General features: G+C 26.6%; 20 protein-coding genes. 6 read left to right on the top strand and 14 right to left on the bottom strand.

Annotated features, from left to right (window positions below; translation table 11 throughout):
* Positions 1–3: 3 nt before the first annotated feature.
* The 5 genes from ABXT61_RS04855 to rpsF all read right to left on the bottom strand — a co-directional run bounded on the left by ABXT61_RS04855 (position 4) and on the right by rpsF (position 5,001).
* The gene (locus ABXT61_RS04855) at positions 4–2,388 is read right to left on the bottom strand and encodes an efflux RND transporter permease subunit (protein WP_415314655.1); all 2,385 of its coding nucleotides are present in this window, start codon (positions 2,386–2,388) and stop codon (positions 4–6) included.
* A 21-nt stretch (positions 2,389–2,409) separates the two neighbouring features.
* Complete coding sequence (locus ABXT61_RS04850) at positions 2,410–3,828, bottom strand: replicative DNA helicase (RefSeq protein ID WP_415314653.1); 1,419 nt, start codon at positions 3,826–3,828, stop codon at positions 2,410–2,412.
* A 67-nt stretch (positions 3,829–3,895) separates the two neighbouring features.
* On the bottom strand, positions 3,896–4,354 hold the full coding sequence (gene rplI / locus ABXT61_RS04845) for a 50S ribosomal protein L9 (RefSeq protein ID WP_415314652.1): 459 nt from the start codon (positions 4,352–4,354) through the stop codon (positions 3,896–3,898).
* Entirely contained in the window at positions 4,355–4,633 is a 279-nt protein-coding gene (gene rpsR, locus ABXT61_RS04840) for a 30S ribosomal protein S18 (RefSeq protein ID WP_415314651.1), read from the bottom strand.
* A 2-nt stretch (positions 4,634–4,635) separates the two neighbouring features.
* Positions 4,636–5,001: a 30S ribosomal protein S6 gene (gene rpsF, locus ABXT61_RS04835; protein ID WP_415314649.1), complete on the bottom strand. Its 366-nt coding sequence runs from the start codon at positions 4,999–5,001 to the stop codon at positions 4,636–4,638.
* A gap of 86 nt (positions 5,002–5,087) precedes the next feature.
* On the opposite strand from rpsF, the gene fabD reads away from it, so the two are divergent.
* The 4 genes from fabD to gmk are packed head-to-tail and all read left to right on the top strand — an operon-like array spanning position 5,088 to position 7,678.
* Positions 5,088–6,020, top strand: coding sequence for an ACP S-malonyltransferase (gene fabD, locus ABXT61_RS04830; protein WP_415314647.1), 933 nt, complete (start codon positions 5,088–5,090; stop codon positions 6,018–6,020).
* On the top strand, positions 6,013–6,750 hold the full coding sequence (fabG, locus tag ABXT61_RS04825; protein ID WP_415314646.1) for a 3-oxoacyl-[acyl-carrier-protein] reductase: 738 nt from the start codon (positions 6,013–6,015) through the stop codon (positions 6,748–6,750). The genes fabD and fabG overlap by 8 nt, the downstream gene beginning before the upstream one ends.
* 48 nt (positions 6,751–6,798) lie before the next feature.
* Positions 6,799–7,038: an acyl carrier protein gene (locus tag ABXT61_RS04820; protein WP_006997205.1), complete on the top strand. Its 240-nt coding sequence runs from the start codon at positions 6,799–6,801 to the stop codon at positions 7,036–7,038.
* 7 nt (positions 7,039–7,045) lie between these two features.
* On the top strand, positions 7,046–7,678 hold the full coding sequence (gene gmk / locus ABXT61_RS04815; RefSeq protein ID WP_415314645.1) for a guanylate kinase: 633 nt from the start codon (positions 7,046–7,048) through the stop codon (positions 7,676–7,678).
* Here gmk and rsmA read toward each other — a convergent pair.
* From rsmA to ABXT61_RS04780, 7 genes are all read right to left on the bottom strand, one after another.
* Positions 7,667–8,455 (bottom strand): 16S rRNA (adenine(1518)-N(6)/adenine(1519)-N(6))-dimethyltransferase RsmA, encoded by a 789-nt coding sequence (gene rsmA / locus ABXT61_RS04810; RefSeq protein WP_415314644.1) that lies wholly within the window; start codon positions 8,453–8,455, stop codon positions 7,667–7,669. The genes gmk and rsmA overlap by 12 nt on opposite strands.
* Complete coding sequence (locus ABXT61_RS04805) at positions 8,456–9,421, bottom strand: 4-hydroxythreonine-4-phosphate dehydrogenase PdxA (RefSeq protein WP_415314643.1); 966 nt, start codon at positions 9,419–9,421, stop codon at positions 8,456–8,458.
* Positions 9,411–10,343, bottom strand: a complete 933-nt coding sequence (locus tag ABXT61_RS04800; RefSeq protein ID WP_415314641.1) for a peptidylprolyl isomerase — start codon at positions 10,341–10,343, stop codon at positions 9,411–9,413. Before ABXT61_RS04800 ends, ABXT61_RS04805 begins: the two co-directional genes overlap by 11 nt.
* Complete coding sequence (locus ABXT61_RS04795) at positions 10,344–11,849, bottom strand: hypothetical protein (RefSeq protein ID WP_415314640.1); 1,506 nt, start codon at positions 11,847–11,849, stop codon at positions 10,344–10,346.
* Positions 11,850–11,950: 101 nt separating this feature from the next.
* Positions 11,951–12,733 (bottom strand): hypothetical protein, encoded by a 783-nt coding sequence (locus ABXT61_RS04790; RefSeq protein ID WP_415314639.1) that lies wholly within the window; start codon positions 12,731–12,733, stop codon positions 11,951–11,953.
* Positions 12,723–13,802, bottom strand: a complete 1,080-nt coding sequence (locus tag ABXT61_RS04785; protein ID WP_415314638.1) for an LptF/LptG family permease — start codon at positions 13,800–13,802, stop codon at positions 12,723–12,725. Before ABXT61_RS04785 ends, ABXT61_RS04790 begins: the two co-directional genes overlap by 11 nt.
* A complete protein-coding gene (locus tag ABXT61_RS04780) occupies positions 13,802–14,920 on the bottom strand; it encodes an LptF/LptG family permease (RefSeq protein ID WP_415314637.1) in 1,119 nt (372 codons plus the stop codon). The genes ABXT61_RS04785 and ABXT61_RS04780 overlap by 1 nt, the downstream gene beginning before the upstream one ends.
* A gap of 60 nt (positions 14,921–14,980) precedes the next feature.
* On the opposite strand from ABXT61_RS04780, the gene ABXT61_RS04775 reads away from it, so the two are divergent.
* Together ABXT61_RS04775 and ndk are read left to right on the top strand one after the other, a co-directional pair.
* On the top strand, positions 14,981–16,438 hold the full coding sequence (locus ABXT61_RS04775; RefSeq protein WP_415314636.1) for a leucyl aminopeptidase: 1,458 nt from the start codon (positions 14,981–14,983) through the stop codon (positions 16,436–16,438).
* On the top strand, positions 16,431–16,841 hold the full coding sequence (gene ndk / locus ABXT61_RS04770) for a nucleoside-diphosphate kinase (RefSeq protein WP_415314635.1): 411 nt from the start codon (positions 16,431–16,433) through the stop codon (positions 16,839–16,841). Before ABXT61_RS04775 ends, ndk begins: the two co-directional genes overlap by 8 nt.
* Here ndk and purN read toward each other — a convergent pair.
* The gene (purN, locus tag ABXT61_RS04765) at positions 16,838–17,416 is read right to left on the bottom strand and encodes a phosphoribosylglycinamide formyltransferase (protein WP_415314634.1); all 579 of its coding nucleotides are present in this window, start codon (positions 17,414–17,416) and stop codon (positions 16,838–16,840) included. The two genes, ndk and purN, sit on opposite strands and share 4 nt — an antisense overlap.
* The gene (purM, locus tag ABXT61_RS04760) at positions 17,394–18,422 is read right to left on the bottom strand and encodes a phosphoribosylformylglycinamidine cyclo-ligase (RefSeq protein ID WP_415314633.1); all 1,029 of its coding nucleotides are present in this window, start codon (positions 18,420–18,422) and stop codon (positions 17,394–17,396) included. Before purM ends, purN begins: the two co-directional genes overlap by 23 nt.
* Between the last annotated feature and the right edge of the window lie 46 nt (positions 18,423–18,468).

The raw sequence follows: 18,468 nt of genomic DNA, 5'->3' as shown, positions 1-18,468 counted from the left end.
GTTTTATTTTCCGAAGGGTTTACTTATTAAAATAAGAGAGGGTAGTAAAGTTAATACAGAAATCATCGCAAGTAACATTGCTAAACCAGTGAATACACCAAAGTAAATTGTTGGTATAAATTTAGAAAAAACAAGAATTGAGAAACCAAAGACAATAGTTATTGAAGTATTTAGTATTGCAACACCCACAGTTGAATGGCAAACTTTTAGTGTTTTATTATAGTCTTTATTTTTTAAAAACTCTTCTTTAAATCTATAAATGTAGTGAATGCTATTATCTACGGCTATCCCTATTGTGATTGCAGCAATAGTAATAGTCATCATATCAAGTGGTATTCCAAGCAAACCAATAATTCCTAAAATAAAGAAAGCTGCAATAAAATTTGGAACAACACCGATAAGAGATAGTTTAAAATTTCTAAATAAAATCATAAACATTGCAAAAATTCCAACCATAACTAAACCCAATGTGAGTATCTGAGATTTAAAAAGACTTTGGAGCAAATTATTAAACAAGATTAAAACACCAGCTAGTTTAAATTCTTCTTTGTTAAGTTTTAATTCATTTTCAAGGTCATAATTTATTTGGTTTATTAAATCATTTCTTCTTAGACCATCCTGTGAGTCAATAATTCTAAGACTTATTCTAGCTTCATTATCCTTTATAGATATATAAGGATCTATAATATCTTTTTTTATACTTTCTGGAATCTTTGAATAAAGAACGCCCATTTCTAAAGTTCCAAGAGGCTTGTCATTATTTAACTGAGTTGCAACTTCAATAATTGAACTAAATGATAAAACTTTTCCAACCGCAGGAAGGTTATCTAAATAATTATGAACATTTTGAATTTTTTCAACTTTATCTTTAGTAAACCAGTATTTTTCATCACCTTTACTGCCTTCATCATCCCAGTTTTCAAACTCATCATCTTCTTTAGACTGTACAGCGACATTTTCTGGAAATTTCAATATAACTTCTAAAGGTGTAGTGCCACCTAGTTTTTCATCAATAAGTTTCATGCCTTTATAGATTTCAGTATTCTTATTAAAATAATTTATAAAACTATTTTCAACTTCAAGCTTGCTTATTCCAACAATACTTAATCCAACAACCAAACCTGTTATTAAAAAAATTATACTTTTATGGTTAATAGAAATTTTACCAAAAAAAGAAGTGATTTTAGAATCTGTATCTTCTTTAACTTTCACTTTATTGTTGGACATAAAGCTCAGTAGAGTAGGGAGCAAGGTAAATGTAATGATAAAAGAAGTTATTAATCCTAAAGTCATCATCCACCCAAAATCAATAATAGGTTTGATGCCACTAAATACTAAAGATAGAAAAGCACATATAGTTGTAAGAACTGTGTAAATAATTGGCCAAAACATCTTACTAGTTGTCATTGTAATAATTTTTAAATTATCTAAATTTGGAAAATCTTCTCTTAATTGTAAAAACCGGGTACTCATATGAATATTCATTGCCATAGTTAGAATTAACATTAGAGCAATAAAATTTGAGGAAATAACAGTAACCTTCCAACCTAAAAGACCAAGTAGACCTGTCATAATTAAAACTGAAAAAAAGCAACTACTAATTGGAACAATAATCCAGATTAGTTTTCTAAATATAAACCATAGGGTAGCGATAATAAATAAAAGAACTCCTAGACCAAAAACAATAATATCACTTTTAATAAATGACATCATGTCATCTGTGATCATTGGAATACCTCCCAAGTATATTTTACCAACATCTTCATAGCTTTTAATAATCCCTCTTATCTGAGTGATATTTTCATGATTTTTCTTTTTTAAAGTATCTTTATAATCTTCAATTTCTTGAACTGATTTATTTTCAATATCTTTAAGTTCATCTTTTTTTATATAAACAATTATGCCACTTGTTTTACCATCTTCACTTATTACAAAATTTCTAAAAACTGGACTATTTAATATTTCTTTAAATCCTCTTTCAGTATCGACACCCTCATCTTTTAAAGTTTTAAAACTTTCTAATCTTTCTTGAAGAGGCGCTTCTGAATTATTTAATAAAGGGATATCAAGTAGCGTAATAACGCTATGAACCCAATCTAGACTTTGGATTTTATATTTTAAACTTAAAAGATTATTAATAGAAGATTCAGTAACCATTCCCTCATTAGGAGAATAAGTTAAGATTAGAAACTCTTTAGAACCATATCTTTCAGTGACTTCTTTCAAGTATTCAAGATCGGGATCACCTTCAATTAATAAAGTATCAGATGAGGCATCTAGCCTAAAATCTTTAGAAAAATACCCAAAACTTAAGAGAGTAATTAACAGTAATATAAAAATTGATTTAGGATTTTTTAAAACAATATTTTGATAAAATAGAGAAAGCATTCACAGCTAATATATTGGATATTAGTTAATTTGAGTATCTTTAAATTTGGTAAACATTGCTTCAAATTCTACCATAACATTACCTGTTGGGCCGTGTCTTTGTTTTCCAATAATAAGCTCTGCTAGATTTGATACTTCATTCATTTTAGCTTGCCATTCAGCATGTTCAACAGTTGCGGGTCTAGGCTCTTTTCTCTCCAGGTAATAGGCCTCTCTATATACAAACATTACAACGTCAGCATCTTGTTCAATTGATCCAGATTCTCTTAAATCTGATAACTGGGGTTTATGATCATCTCTTTGTTCCACTGCTCTTGATAGCTGTGATAGAGCAATCACTGGAAGTTTAAGTTCTTTTGCCATTGCTTTAAGGCCTTGAGTGATTTCAGAAATTTCTTGAACTCTACCATCTCTATTATTTCCAGATCCTCTCATCAATTGAATGTAATCTACAACAATCAAATCTAAACCAAATAATCTTTTAATACGTCTTGCTCTGTTGCTCATAGCAGCGATACTGATAGCTGGCGTTTCATCTATATATAAAGGAAGTTCAGAGATATTCTTTGAAGTCTCAATAAATTTATCAAACTGCTCATCAGAAATTCTTCCTCTTCTAATATCATTTGATTTAATTCTAGATTGTTCTGCTAAAATTCTAGTTGATAATTGCTCAGAAGACATCTCTAGTGAGAAGAAAGCTACTGCAGATTTTTTTCCACTTTCTTGTAGTTTTTGAGCAGCGTTAAAAGCTATATTTGTTGCTAAAGCAGTTTTACCCATCGAAGGTCTACCTGCAATTATAATTAAATCTGAATTATGAAGCCCGCCCAGTCTATCATCTAAATCTCTTAGACCAGTAGGAACACCAACGATCCCTTCATCATTTTGATAAGCAGCTGAAGCCATCTCAATAGTTTGTTTCATCGCTTCATCAAATTTAATAAGCGATGAATTGAACGATCCTTTTTCGGCAAGATCAAATAATAATCTTTCTGAATTTTCAATTATATTTTGGCCGTTAACATCAAGTGCATTTAGTTTTGCGGCATCAATAGTATTTTCAGATATCTTAATTAACTCTCTTCTTACAAACATGTCATAAATAATTCTTGAATACTCTATTGCTTGTCTTGGAGGGGTAGAGAATTTTGTAACTTTTACTAAATATTCAGGAACATTTAATTCGTCCTTTTCATTTTCAAAATAATTTTTTAAAGTAATTGGGTTTGCGAGCATCCCTTTGTAAATTAAACTTTCAATTGCTGAAAAAATACTTTGATGCATGGGGTCATAAAAGTTAATACTTGAGACGATGGTATTTATTTCATCGAACGTTTCGTTTTGAACTAATATTGATCCAATTACTGCTTGTTCTGCTTCAATATTATTAGGAAGCTCTTTAAATGTATCTTTAACTAAGCTCAGGTTATTTTCCATGAGTAAATCTTATCTTAATTGAGATTTAAAAAAATAACAAATATATGCTGGGGAAAAAATTGTATAATTATTGAATAGTATCAGCTGTAACTACATTAACAGTAATTTCAAAATCTACTTCAGAGTGTAGAATAATTTTTACCTTAAATTTACCAATTGATTTAATCTCAGTTTTTGGTTGTATCATTGAAGGTTTAATATCTAACTTGTCATTTTCTAATATTAGTTTTGAAATTTCAGTTGGTTTAACTGATCCATAAAGCTCTTTATTTTCAGTGCTTAATTTTTTAATTTCATATTCTTTATTGTTAATTTGTTCAGAAATTTTTTGAGCTTCTTTTTTCTTTTCGGTATCTTTTTTACTTAGCTCAGATTTAATCTTTTCAACTTCTGCAATATTTTCTTTTGAAGCATAAAGAGCCTTTTTATTTGATATTAAGAAGTTTCTAGCAAAGCCTCTTTTAACATCTATAATTTCTCCAATAGATCCAATTCTTCTTAAGTTTTCTAAAAGTATAACTTTCATTTAAATTAACGCCAAATTTCTAGCTCTCTTAATAGACAAAGAAAGCTCTCTTTGTTTTTTTTGTGAAACATTTGTAATTCTTGATGGTAAAATTTTACCATTTTCAGACATGTATTTTTTTAATAATCTGATGTTTTTATAATCAACTTCTGGAGCACCCTTAGAAGATAAAGGGCAAGTTTTTTTAAATTTGTATTTATTAGGCTGAAAAATACTTAGTTTTGCAAAGTTACTTTGATTACCCTTTTTTTTATTTCCTGCTCTTTTTTTTGATGGCATAATTAGTCTCTATTGTATTCTTTTTTATATTCTTTTTTTTCGTACTCATCTTTTTTTGAAAAATATTTAGCTTCTAAATTAAATTTCTTAACCTTAACTGTCATATATCTTAGAAGATTTTTATCAATTACTTCGTTTTTTTCTAATTCATCAATAATTTTTCCAGGTCCTTGAATCTTAAAGTGCATATAGATGCCTTTTTTATTCTTTTTTATAATGTAAGCTAAATTTAACAAACCCCAATCTTCAGTTTGCACTATTTTTCCTTCATTTTTTTCTACTATTTTAGAATATTTCTCAGTTAACTGCTTAACCTGAGCTGGGCTAGTATCTTGTCTAGCAACTATTGTGTGTTCGTATAAATTCATAATTGTTCTTTAATAAAAAGTGAGGATATACTATTATAATTGTTGAATTACAACACTTAAAACCATAATAAACTTTAGATATTTAAATGTTTTCTGTTATTTTTCCAGGTCAGGGCTCACAATTAGTAGGAATGGGTAAAGACCTACACGCCAAATATAGCTTAGTTCAAGATCTATTCAAGGAAGCAGATGATGTGCTTGGTTTTTCACTATCAAATCTTATCTTAAATGGCCCTAAAGAAGAATTAGACTTAACTGAAAATACTCAGCCAGCAATTTTTTTGCTTAGTTATTCAATATTCAAGTTAACCAAAGAAGAGTTTGAAATTGATTTAGGTAAAGCAAAATTTTATGCAGGACATTCTTTAGGAGAATATTCAGCATTAACAGCAGCTGGATCATTATCATTTTCAGATACTTTAAAAATATTAAAAATTAGAGGTAATGCGATGCAAAACTCTGTTCCAAAAGGAATGGGTGGAATGGTTGCAGTTTTAGGCTCTGAAATTGAAATAATCAAAAAAATTATTGACGAGAAAAAAGATAAGTATGAATGCTTTATTGCAAATGATAATTCTGTCGGTCAGATTGTATTAAGTGGAAAAATGGAAAACCTAGAAAAAATCATGATTGATTTGAAGGGTTCAAATATTAAAAATATTAAATTACCAGTTAGCGCTCCATTTCATTGTAAATTAATGAATAATGCAACACTTGTAATGAAAGAGGAAATAGAAAAATTAAATTTTAATGAACCGAAAAATATTCTTATTTCAAATGTAACAGCAAAAGAAATACCTAATTCTAATGAACTAAAAGAATTGCTAATTAAGCAAATTGAAAACAGTGTTCGTTGGCGGGAAAGTGTTTTATTAATGATTGAGAAGGGTGTTACAGAATTTATAGAAATAGGACCAGGCAAAGTTTTATCTGGATTAATAAAAAGAATAGATAAAAATGTTAAAGTTAGTGCAATAAATTCAGAAGAGGATATAAAGTTAATTAATATCAATGAGTAGTTTAAAAGATAAAAATATTATAGTCACAGGTGCCTCAGGTGGAATTGGTAATTCTATAGTCGAGAGATTAATCCAAAATGGCGCAAATATTTTAGCTACCGGTACAAGAATTGAAAAACTAGAAGAGTTAAAAGAAAAATTTAATAATATAAAAATTCTTAAATTTGATATTTCTCAACATGATAAAATTGAAGAATTTATAGAAAATGCTACAAAAGAACTTGATGGATCATTAGATTGCATTGTTAATAATGCAGGCATTACAAAAGATAACCTAACTATTAGAATGAGCTTAGAAGAGTGGTCAAAAGTGATAAACATTAATTTAACTTCCACATTCTTAATGTGCAAATATTCAATAAAAAAAATGTTAAAAAATAAATCTGGAAAAATTATCAATATAACGTCTGTTGTTGGACATACTGGTAATGTAGGACAAGCAAATTATACAGCATCTAAAGCAGGAATAGTTGCAATGTCAAAAAGCTTAGCAATTGAATATGCAAAAAAAAATATCAATGTTAATTGCATATCCCCAGGCTTTATAAGCACTGCTATGACAGACCAAATAGATGAAAAATTTAAAGAAGTAATAATTAATAAAATTCCATCTAATAGACTGGGTAAACCTGAAGATATAGCTAATGCAGTTAATTTCTTAAGCTCAGATCAGTCAGACTATATTAATGGAGAAACACTTCATGTTAATGGGGGCATGTATTTGGGTTGACAAAACTACTTTTTGAACTATTAACGAAATATAACAAAAAGGAACATTATGTCAGAAGATATTTCAAGCAAGGTTAAAAAAATTGTAGCAGATCATCTAGGTATTGATGAAGCTAAAGTATTAGATGATTCAAGTTTCATAGATGATCTTGGAGCAGATAGTTTAGATACAGTTGAGTTAGTAATGGCTTTCGAAGAGGAATTTGGTTCAGAAATTTCAGATAGTGAAGCTGAAAAAATTCTTACTGTAGGTGATGCTGTTAACTTTATAGCAGGCAAAGCAAACTAGAAATTAAATGTCCAAAAAAAAAGATGGGATAATGGTAATTTTATCATCCCCATCTGGGGCAGGTAAAACAACATTAGTAAAACTTCTTTCTAAAAACAAAAATTTTCATATTTCAATTTCTCATACCACAAGAAAACCTAGACTTAACGAAATTGCAGACAAAGATTACTACTTTGTTGATCATGATAAATTTGAAAGTTTAATAAAGAATGAAGAATTCTTAGAATATGCAAAAGTATTTAACCACCTTTATGGAACAACTAGAACACCAGTTATTGAAAAATTAGAAAAAAGTGAAAATGTAATATTTGACATTGATTGGCAAGGAGCTGATCAAATCAAGAATAAAAAATTAAATTATAAATTAATTACTTTTTTTATTCTACCACCTAGCAAAGAAATACTATTCGAAAGACTATCAAACAGAGAAATGAAAGATAAACTGATAGTGGAAGAACGCATGAAAGAATTTAGTAGAGATGTATTACATTGGATTAACTACGACTACGTAATTATTAACGATAATCTAGATGAATGTTATTCTAAAATTAGTAGTTTAATTGATGCTGAAATTAATAATGGTTCAAAAGACTATGATAAAGGTTTCATCAGAAAACATGTTGAAAAACTAACCTCTTAAATCCTCATATTCTTTTACAAGTTTGAAGTATATTTCAGGTTCAAGATTTTGAGGTCTAAGATTAAGATCGATACCAAATTTCTCTGCAACCTGTTTTCCATTAGCAAAAACTTGATTGAAGGGTTTTTTTAACATCTTCCTTCTTTGACTGAAAAATATTCTAGTAATCTTTTCGAGATTTTTAGGATCTTTTAATTCAAAAAAATTTTCTTTTGGAGTGAATAAAAGTAAAGAACTATCTATTTTTGGTCTTGGTGAAAAACTTTGTGGTTTAATATCTATTATTTTTTTTACATTAAGTTTCCAACTGGATAAAATTGATAGTCTGCCATACTTTGAGCTATTAAATTCAGATATAATTCTATCAGCAACTTCTTTTTGGAACATCAATATTAGACTTTCAAACCAAAAATTTGAACCAACATTAAGTATCCACTTGGATAAGATTTCAGTAGATATATTATATGGTAAATTACCAAAAACAGATAATTTTTGATCTGAGATTTTATCTTCAGATACTTTTAAAATATCGTCATTAATAATTTCTATTTTTGTATCAAACTTTTCTTTTAATAATATGGCTAAATCATCATCTTTTTCCACAACAAAGAGTTTTTTTGGTCTTTGTTTTAAAATATATGTGGTTAGATTCCCACTCCCTGGTCCTATTTCTAAGACTTCTTTGTTGGCTATATCAGTTACACATACAATTTTTTCAAGTACCTCTCTATCTATCAAAAAGTTTTGGCCAAGGCTTTTTTTTGCTTTTATATGCACTTATTTATCCAAAAACTTTAAGGCTTGTATTAAGCTTTTTGGATCAGATAAATTTTTACCCAACATGGAAGAGTTGGGACCGTGGTCAGGTGAAATACGAGTAAACGGTAAGCCCAAAGTAATATTAATTGCATCAAAGTTAAATAAAGCCTTCATAGGAGAAAGCACCTGATCATGATACATGCCAATAATTACATCGAAATTTCTTAAATACTCTTTTATAAATATAGTATCTGCTGGGTAAGGACCATCAACATTGAATTTTTTTAGTTTAAGCTTTTTAATCGCAGGTATAATTATTGCTTCCTCTTCACAGTTTTTAAAATTACTTTCACAGTGTGGATTTAAACCTGTTATGGCAATCTTAGGTTTTTTATTAAATTTTTTTTTATAAAATTCAGTAATAAGCTTAACATGTAGATATATTTTTGGTTTTGAAATTTGTTTGTGAACATCCTTCAGAGCTAAATGTGTGGTAATTGGACTAACAGCTAATTTATTATTAAATATAAGCATTACAACTTTATTATTTTTTTTTGTTTTTTTTGCTAAATATTCAGTAATCCCTAAAGTTTTTCCTTTTAAAAAAGATTTTTTTGAAATTGGTCCGTTGATTAATTTTGATAATTTATTTTGTTTAATAATTTTTAAAGCAACTTCAAAAGATTTTTTTATGTAATCATTAGATTTACTAGAAATTTTTTCAAAACAGCTCTTAAATTCATATTTTACATTAATTAAGTTAATTTTTTTGTTATCTAATAAATTAAATTTTATAAAATTTTGATCAATCGTATTAATTTCAAAAAAAAAACCTAATTTTTTCATCTGTTGCTCAAGTAATTCTTTTGAGGCAATAATTATTAAGGGGCTTTTATAATGATTAGCTTGAATACTTTTAAAAAAAATCTCTAAAAAGATACTATTAGGTTCACCTGCTACAATTAGTATAGGTTTATAGTTCATCTATTAGGCTATTAATCTTTACTTTATTATAAAATATTTTTGAAAATTGATCTAATTGTTTACTAGTCTCAAATTGAATCATTTTGTTTAATTCTTCATCTTCATTAAACATAGCTTTTTCATACTTAATTTCTTCTATCTTTAATATTAAAAATGAAGAACCAGTTTGAATAGGTTTTGTGTATTGTCCAGCCTCCAATGATTGCAGCTCTTGTATAATTTTTTTTGATAATTTTTTCTCATCCACCCATCCAATTTTTCCACCAAATTTTGAGCTATCTGAAATACTGTATATATTTGCAGTATTATTAAATCCTATTTCACTTATACTTTGACCTATATTTTCTAATTTTTTTTCAAAACTTGAATTATTTTCTTTATCAAATAAAATTTCTGATAGAGAGTATATTTTCTGATTTAATCCATTGCTTGCTTCATCTAATTTTTTTTTTAATTCATCTCTATCTATGTTAATTTGAGCAATGTATCTATCGTATATTAATTGATTCCATAAAATTTCGATTTGAATTTTTGTTTTAACGTAATCTAATGACATATTGTTTCCTTTTAAATACTGCTTAAATTCAGTGTCACTATTTATATTTAAATTTTTATAAAAATTCTGTAAATAAATATCAATATTCAAATCCAATGTTTCTAGATCAAAGTATTTTGCTAATTCTATTTTTTTTATCTTTTCTTTTAATGCAGACTCTTTCGATATTTCTAATACCTTAACTTTATCTAAGTTTTTAATCTGATTATTAAGTGAAATTAGATACTGATATTCTTTCTCTATATCAGCATTTGTTATAATTTGATTATTAACTTTGTATACAATGTGAATATTTTCATTAGAGTATGATTTTACACTTAATGTTAGTAGAATAATTAAAGTGCAAATAAATTTTATTTTATTCATTTATTTTCTTAGATTGGGAGATTTTGTTTGACCAAATGGAATTATAGTTAAATTTAAATAAATACTTTCATTTGGCTTTAAATCCCTATCAGTATAATAATCTTTATTATACTGAATTGCAGCAATCAGACAATCATTTCTATATTGGTACATTAAATTATAAAATTCAGTTGCATTAGTTTCTTTATTTTCTCTTGTTTCAAAAGAAAAACTATTTGATTTTTTAAAATTATATACTGTTTTATTTGAAAGATAACTTTCTTTATTTACATTATTATTTTGATTGAGATATTCAAAGGTTGTTACAAAATTATTAATTTTAAATTCATTTTTTAACAACTGAAAGTTTGTATCTTTTAGGTTTTCATCTTGAGAAAATTCATAATTAATATTAAAAAAGTTGCTAGGATTGAAACTTAAGTATCCCATTACATCAGAGGTTTTCTTATCAAGTGAGCTGCTATCTGGTAAATTTTTATCTTCTTCGTATTTAAAAACATTTGCAATTTTTGCATTAAAAATGTCTCTGTTGGAAAAATCAGTTTTATAAAATTCTGTTCCAAAGCTAAGCGAACCACCACCCTCAACAGAGTCGTTCAAGGCAAGTCTGTTTAGACTGAACACATTATTTGTGTTAATTCTTTTATCATCATCTCTTGCATTCTTCGATTTATTAGGGCTATATCTTGCTGAAATAATTGGTTTAAGGGTATTTGTATAACTATCTGTTTTTTTTTCTAATGGATAGGAAGAATTGTATTCAACTAAAGTAGCAACTTTTGTATCTAAACTTTCTTTATACTTTTTTGAATTTTCACTGTCAGTATTTATATTCTTAAATAAAATATTATAACTATTTTTTAGGCCATTATTGGTAAATTTTGGGTAAGAGCTATATAAAAAATCATTAATCAAAACTTTTTCAAAAACATTTGTATTATAGTTTTTAATATAACCACTTGAGTTTAAATCAAAGTTTCCAGACTTTAGCAAGTCAGTGTATAATTTTTTTCTAATATTATAGCTTGGGTAAATATATTCGTATTTATCTCCATCTGATACGTCACTTAATTTTTCATACACTATAAAATCTGCTTCTATACTTAAATCTTCTTTTGAAGCGTTGAAAGCAAACGCAGAAGTTAATGTTTCAGTGTCATTATTTATAAGAGGGGATTCTAATTTATAATTCTTCATATAAGTTGCATCAGATGAATATTGCAAATCAAGAAGTAAATTTGAATTATCAAAATAGTTTAAGTTTAATTCTTTTTGACTATTTGAAAAAAAATGAATTTTGGACGAACGACTTTTCTCATTTAATAAGCTAAAATCTATTGTATGTTTTGATTTTGAATTCACTTCTCTATATTCAGATTGTGCAAGTATTTTATTATCTGGATAAAGCCGTGGACTAAATGTTAAATCTCTATTGTTAGAAAGCACATGAAAATATGGCAGTATAAATGCTGAGCCATTAGAATTAGACCCTGTAAAAGAAGGCATCAAAAATCCAGATTGCCTTTTTACAGTTGGGTCAGGATGAAAAAATTTTGGAAAATAAAAAACTGGTTTATCATAAATTTTTAACCATGCATTTTGATAATTTATTGTCTTTTTTTTTTATCATGTGTAATTTTTGATGCTAAAAATTCCCAAGGTGGACAATCATTGTTTTTTTTACAAGTTGTAAAAACACCTTTTTCTATAATAGTTTTATGGTTGTCACTTTTAACAGTTTTACCTTTTATTCTTGGATCGTTGTTTTCAGTCAAATTGTTAAAATCTAAAGATATGTCCTTTCCAATTAATTTATTAGTCAATAAATTTATATATGCTTTTTCAATATAATATTTATTGTTTTGAACGTCTAAAATATTTGCTTTAGAGATTTTTAATAAACTATCTTTTAAACTATAAGTAAATTTTTCAGTAATAACATTATTTCCAACTTTATCATAAATAGAAGATCTAATGTTTGAAGAAATTTCCTTTTTTATTTTGTTATAAACAGCCTCTTCAGAACTGAATGTAGTAGCGTTTGTTAGGTCATTAATTTCGACATTTCCTATTGCTTTAATTAATGAAATTTCTTGATCATAAATTAATTTATCTGCATTAATTTCAATATTTTTTTCAGATAAAATAACTTTTGCTTTATTAGCAATTAAAATTGATGTGGTTCTATCAAATTTAAAACTTTGACCGTCAATTTTTATATTAGAAGATTTAGAGTATGCTGAACCTGCTCCAGCATTTACAGTATTACCATTATTTGTAATATCTAAATCTGAAGTGTTAAATATAATTTCGTTTGCGTAAACTTTATTATAAATAATTAAAGTTACAAAAAAAAATAAATATATTAAAAATTTTGAGTTATTTTTCATTTAACTTGATTAATCCTATTAACGCGATGAGTATCAATATCACAAATGGAAGATATGTTGATAATATAATTGGCATTTTACCATTTTCTCCCATTAAATAAGACAAATAGGATAAATAATAAATAATTACTGAAAGCAATATTCCTAACAATAAATGAAAAATAATAGAGGCATTTCTTTTATTATTAAACATTATTATTGAAGAAAAAATTGTCATAATCGAGATATATAATGGAAGAGAATAAAGTTTATGCAAATGAATATCAACTTCCCTGGTAGAATTTCCTAAGGATTTGTAGTCATCTCTCAATTCTAGTAATTTAAAAAAACTTAAAGAGGACAGGTTATCAAATAAACTATTTATTTTTTTAATATCAAAGTGTGTTTTGATTAAATATTCTTCCTCTAGTTGGGTAGTTTTATTGTCCTTAAAGAGTAATGGCTTAGTTAAAATCCATTCATAACTTGAAATATCAATTTTTTTAGAAGTAATTAAACTAATTAACTGATAATTATTATCAAACTCATGAATTGAAACATTAATTAATAAATTATTTAATATTTTATCTGCATTAATAATATATTTTTTATTGTCAATTTCATCTTTAATCCAAAGACCACTATCTTTAATAACAGCCAAATATTTATCATCATTTGAATATGAGTTTTTTGTATCAAAGTAAATAAACTGTAATTTAGATGATATTGCATAAAATATAGTTATTAAAATTAAACCAAATATAAGTGATGTAAAAAATAATATTTTTAAAATTCTGAGATTACTCAACCCATTAATTTTTAAGATTTCAAGCTCATTTTTATCAATTATATCAAGAAAGAAAAATTGAGTTCCAATTAGAAAAATAAAAGGAAAGATTTCAAAAAGAGTAGCAGGCGTATTTAAGCCACTTAATATTATTGGGAAATATGTATTTGCTTGAAGATCTTTAAAAAAATTAATTTCTTCAAATAAATTAAGAATAAAGACCAATGCAAAGAAAATTAAAAAAACATTCAAAATTTTTTTTGAAAAAAGTAATATTAAGTAAAGTTCAAAAGTCTTAATCATCAGTAATTTTTTTTTGATCTAGTATATGCAAAAAGGTTAAAGCTAAGAATTGAAAAAACAGGAAAAGTTATAAAAAAGTATTGTCCAAAGGTATTATAAGATGAATATCTTAAAGAAATTTCAGAGATAACTATAGCCACAATACCTATAAAAAATATAACATATTTATAAAGTGTAAATCTTTTATTTTCTTTTGATATAAAGAGAATAAGACATGCTATTGAAGATAGTAGAAGCAAGTAAATAGGTTTATAAAACCTTTTAAAAACTTCTTGTTTAATATTTGTGATGACATCTTTACTACAAGTTAAAATTTCACTTTTGAATTGATTTAGTTTATCTTGTGTGTAGTAATTTAAACACCTTATCAAAAGTTTGCTACTTAATTCCTGAATTTTGGGAAAAGAAGTACTTTTGCTTCCGAACTGAGTTAAATTAAAATCTATACTATCAAATGAAAAATTATTATTTTTAGCATCTCCTACATTAATTACGCTTCCATTAGATAGTTCTAAATATTTTAGATATCCTAAATCTTTTATAAAACCTTTATTCGCATAAATAACTCTAGACTTAGGGCCATCTTCTTTGAGAAAAATATTATTATATACTCCTTTTGGTTTTTCGGACTCAATAAATATAGTTAAATTCTTTACTACATCTATGAATTTACCCTCTTGAAAAAGTGAAGGAAAAAAATCAATATTAGAATTTCTTATAAAATTACGAGCTTTATCCAGGCTACTTGGTGAAAGGTACGATCCAATGACTACTTGAAAGATTAAAAAAAATAATGAAAAACCCATAATTATTTTAGTAAATTGAAATCTACTTATCCCTGCGGACCAGAAGATAATTAATTCATTTCTTAATTCATATCTATTGATTTGATAAAATAAGGAAACAAAGAAAACAAAAGGTAAAATTCTATTAATAATTTTAGGAAAATTAAATAGAGTATATGAAAGGTATACTCTAAAACCATGTCCATCTTCCGTAATAAAGTCTAGATAGTTAACTGCTTGAATCACCCATACAATTAAACCTAGAGACAAAGACATTAATAAAAAAAAAATGAGGGTATCTTTTAAAAAATGAGTAAATATTAATTTTTTCATTGTAATATAATAAATTTATTCATATATAGCATTCAACTCGTGGAGAGTGTATTTAAATTTATGACAATTCAAATTAATTATAAAAATACTGATTTAAAAAAGGATTTAACTAATCTTGTATTATTTGTTGATGAAAATTTCAATATTAGAGGTATTAAGAAATATATTTCAAATTTTGAATTTTCGTACATAGCTGACTTACTAAAAAAAAGTGATTTAAAAAAAGACTTACTTTTTTTTGAAGTTAATTCAAAAAAAACGGTATTTTTAGTATCTATCAAAAAAGATGTAAAAATATTAGATATAGAAAATTTGGGTGCTAAATTTCATAGTTACATTAACTATGATAAGAAAAACGACTATTTTATAAATTCAGATACAGTTAATAATAAAATAAAAAATTTTGTATGTTATTTTCTACATGGATTAAAATTAAAATCATATGAATTTAATATTTATAAATCCAAAAAAAATAAAAATATAGTTTCTGTAAATGTTATAGGAATTAAAAGTAAAATATCTACCCAAGATCATTTAAGATTTAAAGCGCTAGAAGAGGGAAGTTTTTTTGCAAGAGACCTTGTTTCGGAACCAGGAAATGTCTTACACCCAGATGAATATGCAAAAAGAATAAATACACTTAAAAAATTTGGATTAAAAATAAATATATACGATGAAAAAAAATTAAAAAAACTTGGAATGAACGCCTTACTTGGTGTAGGACAAGGAAGTATTCGAGGATCATACCTTGTAACAATGGAATGGAATGGAGCAAAAAATAATTCTACTCCTTTAGCTTTTGTTGGAAAAGGAGTTTGTTTTGACACTGGTGGTTATTCTTTAAAACCAGCAAAATTTATGGAGGATATGACTTATGATATGGCAGGCTCAGCTACTGTGGTGGGTTTAATGAAAAATTTAGCCATAAGAAAAGCAAAAATAAATGCTGTTGGTGTTGTAGGGCTTGTTGAGAATATGGTTAGTGGAAATGCTCAAAGACCTGGCGACATAGTAAAATCTTACAGTGGTAAAACAATAGAAGTATTAAATACAGATGCTGAAGGTAGATTGGTTTTGGCCGATGCTTTAACTTTTACTGAAAAAAAATTTAAACCTAAGTTTATGATTGATTTAGCAACTTTAACCGGTGCTATTATAGTTTCATTGGGCTCTGAATATGCGGGCCTATTTTCAAACGATGATAAATTATCAAAACAGTTATTAGAAGCGGGTGACAAGGTGGAAGAAAAATTGTGGAGAATGCCATTGCATAAAAACTTTGACAAACTTATAGATTCAAAAAATGCAGATATGCAAAACATTAATTATGTAGGTGGTGCAGGATCTACAACTGCAGCACAATTTTTACAAAGATTTATTTTAAATAAAACACCTTGGGCCCACTTAGATATAGCTGGTATGGCATTTTCAAAATATGGTGGTGCTTTAAATTCAGGTGGTGCGACTAGCTATGGAGTAAGATTATTAAACCAACTAATAGAGGATAATTATGAGTAGTATAGAACAAACACTATCAATCATTAAACCAGACGCGGTTGAAAGAAATTTAGATAATAAAATTAAAGAAATGTTTATAGATAAAGGTTTCAAGATTGTTAAAGATAAAAAAATTGAGATAGCAAAAACTGAAGCAGAGCAGTTTTATAAAGTTCATGAAACAAAACCTTTTTATAATGATTTATGTGCTTATTTGTCTTCAGGACCGATAGTTGTGATGGTGTTAGAGAAAGAAAATGCAGTTTTAGGAAATAGAGAGTTAATGGGAGCGACCAAACCAGAGGATGCTGCAGAGGGAACTATAAGAAAAAAATATGGAATTTCTATAGATAAAAATTCTGTACATGGCTCTGATAGTGTTGAAAACGCTAAAATTGAGATTGATTTTTTCTTTAAAGATTAATTAAATATTTTTTTTATAGCTGCTGGGTAGAGCTTATGCTCTTGTCTTAAAACCTTTTTAGCTAAAGAAGTAGAAGTATCTTTTTCTGAAATTTTAACTTCTTTTTGTAAAATTATTTTTCCAGAATCGAGTTTAGCTGTTACAAAATGAACAGTACAACCAGCCACCTTATCTTTATTTTGTATTGCTTTAATATGAGTATCAAGCCCCTTGTATTTTGGCAGTAAAGAAGGATGTATATTAACTATTTTTCCACTAAACTTTTTAATAAAACTTTTAGATAAAATCTTCATAAAACCAGCAAGACAAATAAATTTTATATTTTTTTTGTTTAATAAATTTAATATTTTTGCTTCAGCTGTTTTATAGTTTTTAAAGCTTGATACGTATTTTTTGATATTAAATTGATTTGAAAATTTTAAGCCTTTGGCTTTCGAAGTATTCGAAAAAATTAAGTCTATAGATATAGGTGAATTTTTTATTTTAGAAAATTTTATTAAATTTTTTAAATTACTTCCAGTTCCAGATATAAAAACTGCTGTTTTAATCTTTTTAAGACCAGTCAATTTTACCATTAAGTTTAACTTTATTTTTTCCTGTAATTATTTTTCCAATAACATAGGGTTCGAATTCTTTTGTAAAAAATTTAGTAATTTTATTTAAGTTTTTAGGGTTAATTATTAAACAAAAACCAACTCCACAATTGAATGTTTTTAACATTTCTTTGTCATCAATGTTATTTTGTTTTAACCATCTAAAAATTTTTTTTGTTTTAACTTTATTTAAATCTATATCAGCAACTAATTTATCTGGAATAACTCTCTTAATATTATCTACTAATCCACCACCCGTGATATTTGCACACCCATTTAGAAGATTGTTATCAATTAAATTTAAAACTTCTTGCACATAAATCTTTGTAGGTCTTAGTAATTCTTTTTTTAAAAATGAATTATTTTTCAAATTAATTTTTTTGTTTTTTAGAACATGTCTGACTAAAGAATAACCATTTGAGTGAACGCCACTTGAGGGTATAGCTAATACTAAATCATTTTTTTTAATATTTTTTTTGATAAGGATTTTTTTTTCATCAACCAAACCTACGGCAAAGCCTGCTATATCAAATTTATCTTTTTCATAGGTACCTGGCATTTCTGCCGTTTCTCCACCAACTAATTCACAGTTTGAAATCTTGCAGCCTCTTACTATTCCTTTGAGGATTGATTTTAATTTATTTAAATCAATTTTATTAATAGAAATATAATCTAAGAATAAAAGCGGTTTTGCTCCTTGAACAATAAGATCGTTTACGCTCATAGCAACTAAATCGATGCCAATTGTGTCATATTTATTAAGTAAATTTGCTATCTCTACTTTTGTGCCAACGCCATCCGTACAAGCCACAATTTTAGGATTTTTAAGATTTTTTGGGATATTTGTTATTGAGCCAAAGCCACCAATATTATTAAACTTTTTTTTGCCTTTATTGTTTGATGATATTGACGATATAAATTTAACAAAACTATCAGCAGCATTTATGTTTACTCCACTTTTTTCATAGGTAAATTTTTCTTTTTTCATTAGTATAATATATGCAAATAATTAATAAATTTTATAAATTACTGAA

This window comes from Candidatus Pelagibacter sp. Uisw_137, from assembly GCF_047720245.1.
Classification (GTDB): Bacteria; Pseudomonadota; Alphaproteobacteria; order Pelagibacterales; family Pelagibacteraceae; genus Pelagibacter.
The sequence above is the reverse complement of the archived record's forward strand: the minus strand, read 5'-3'. Positions and strand labels throughout refer to the sequence as shown.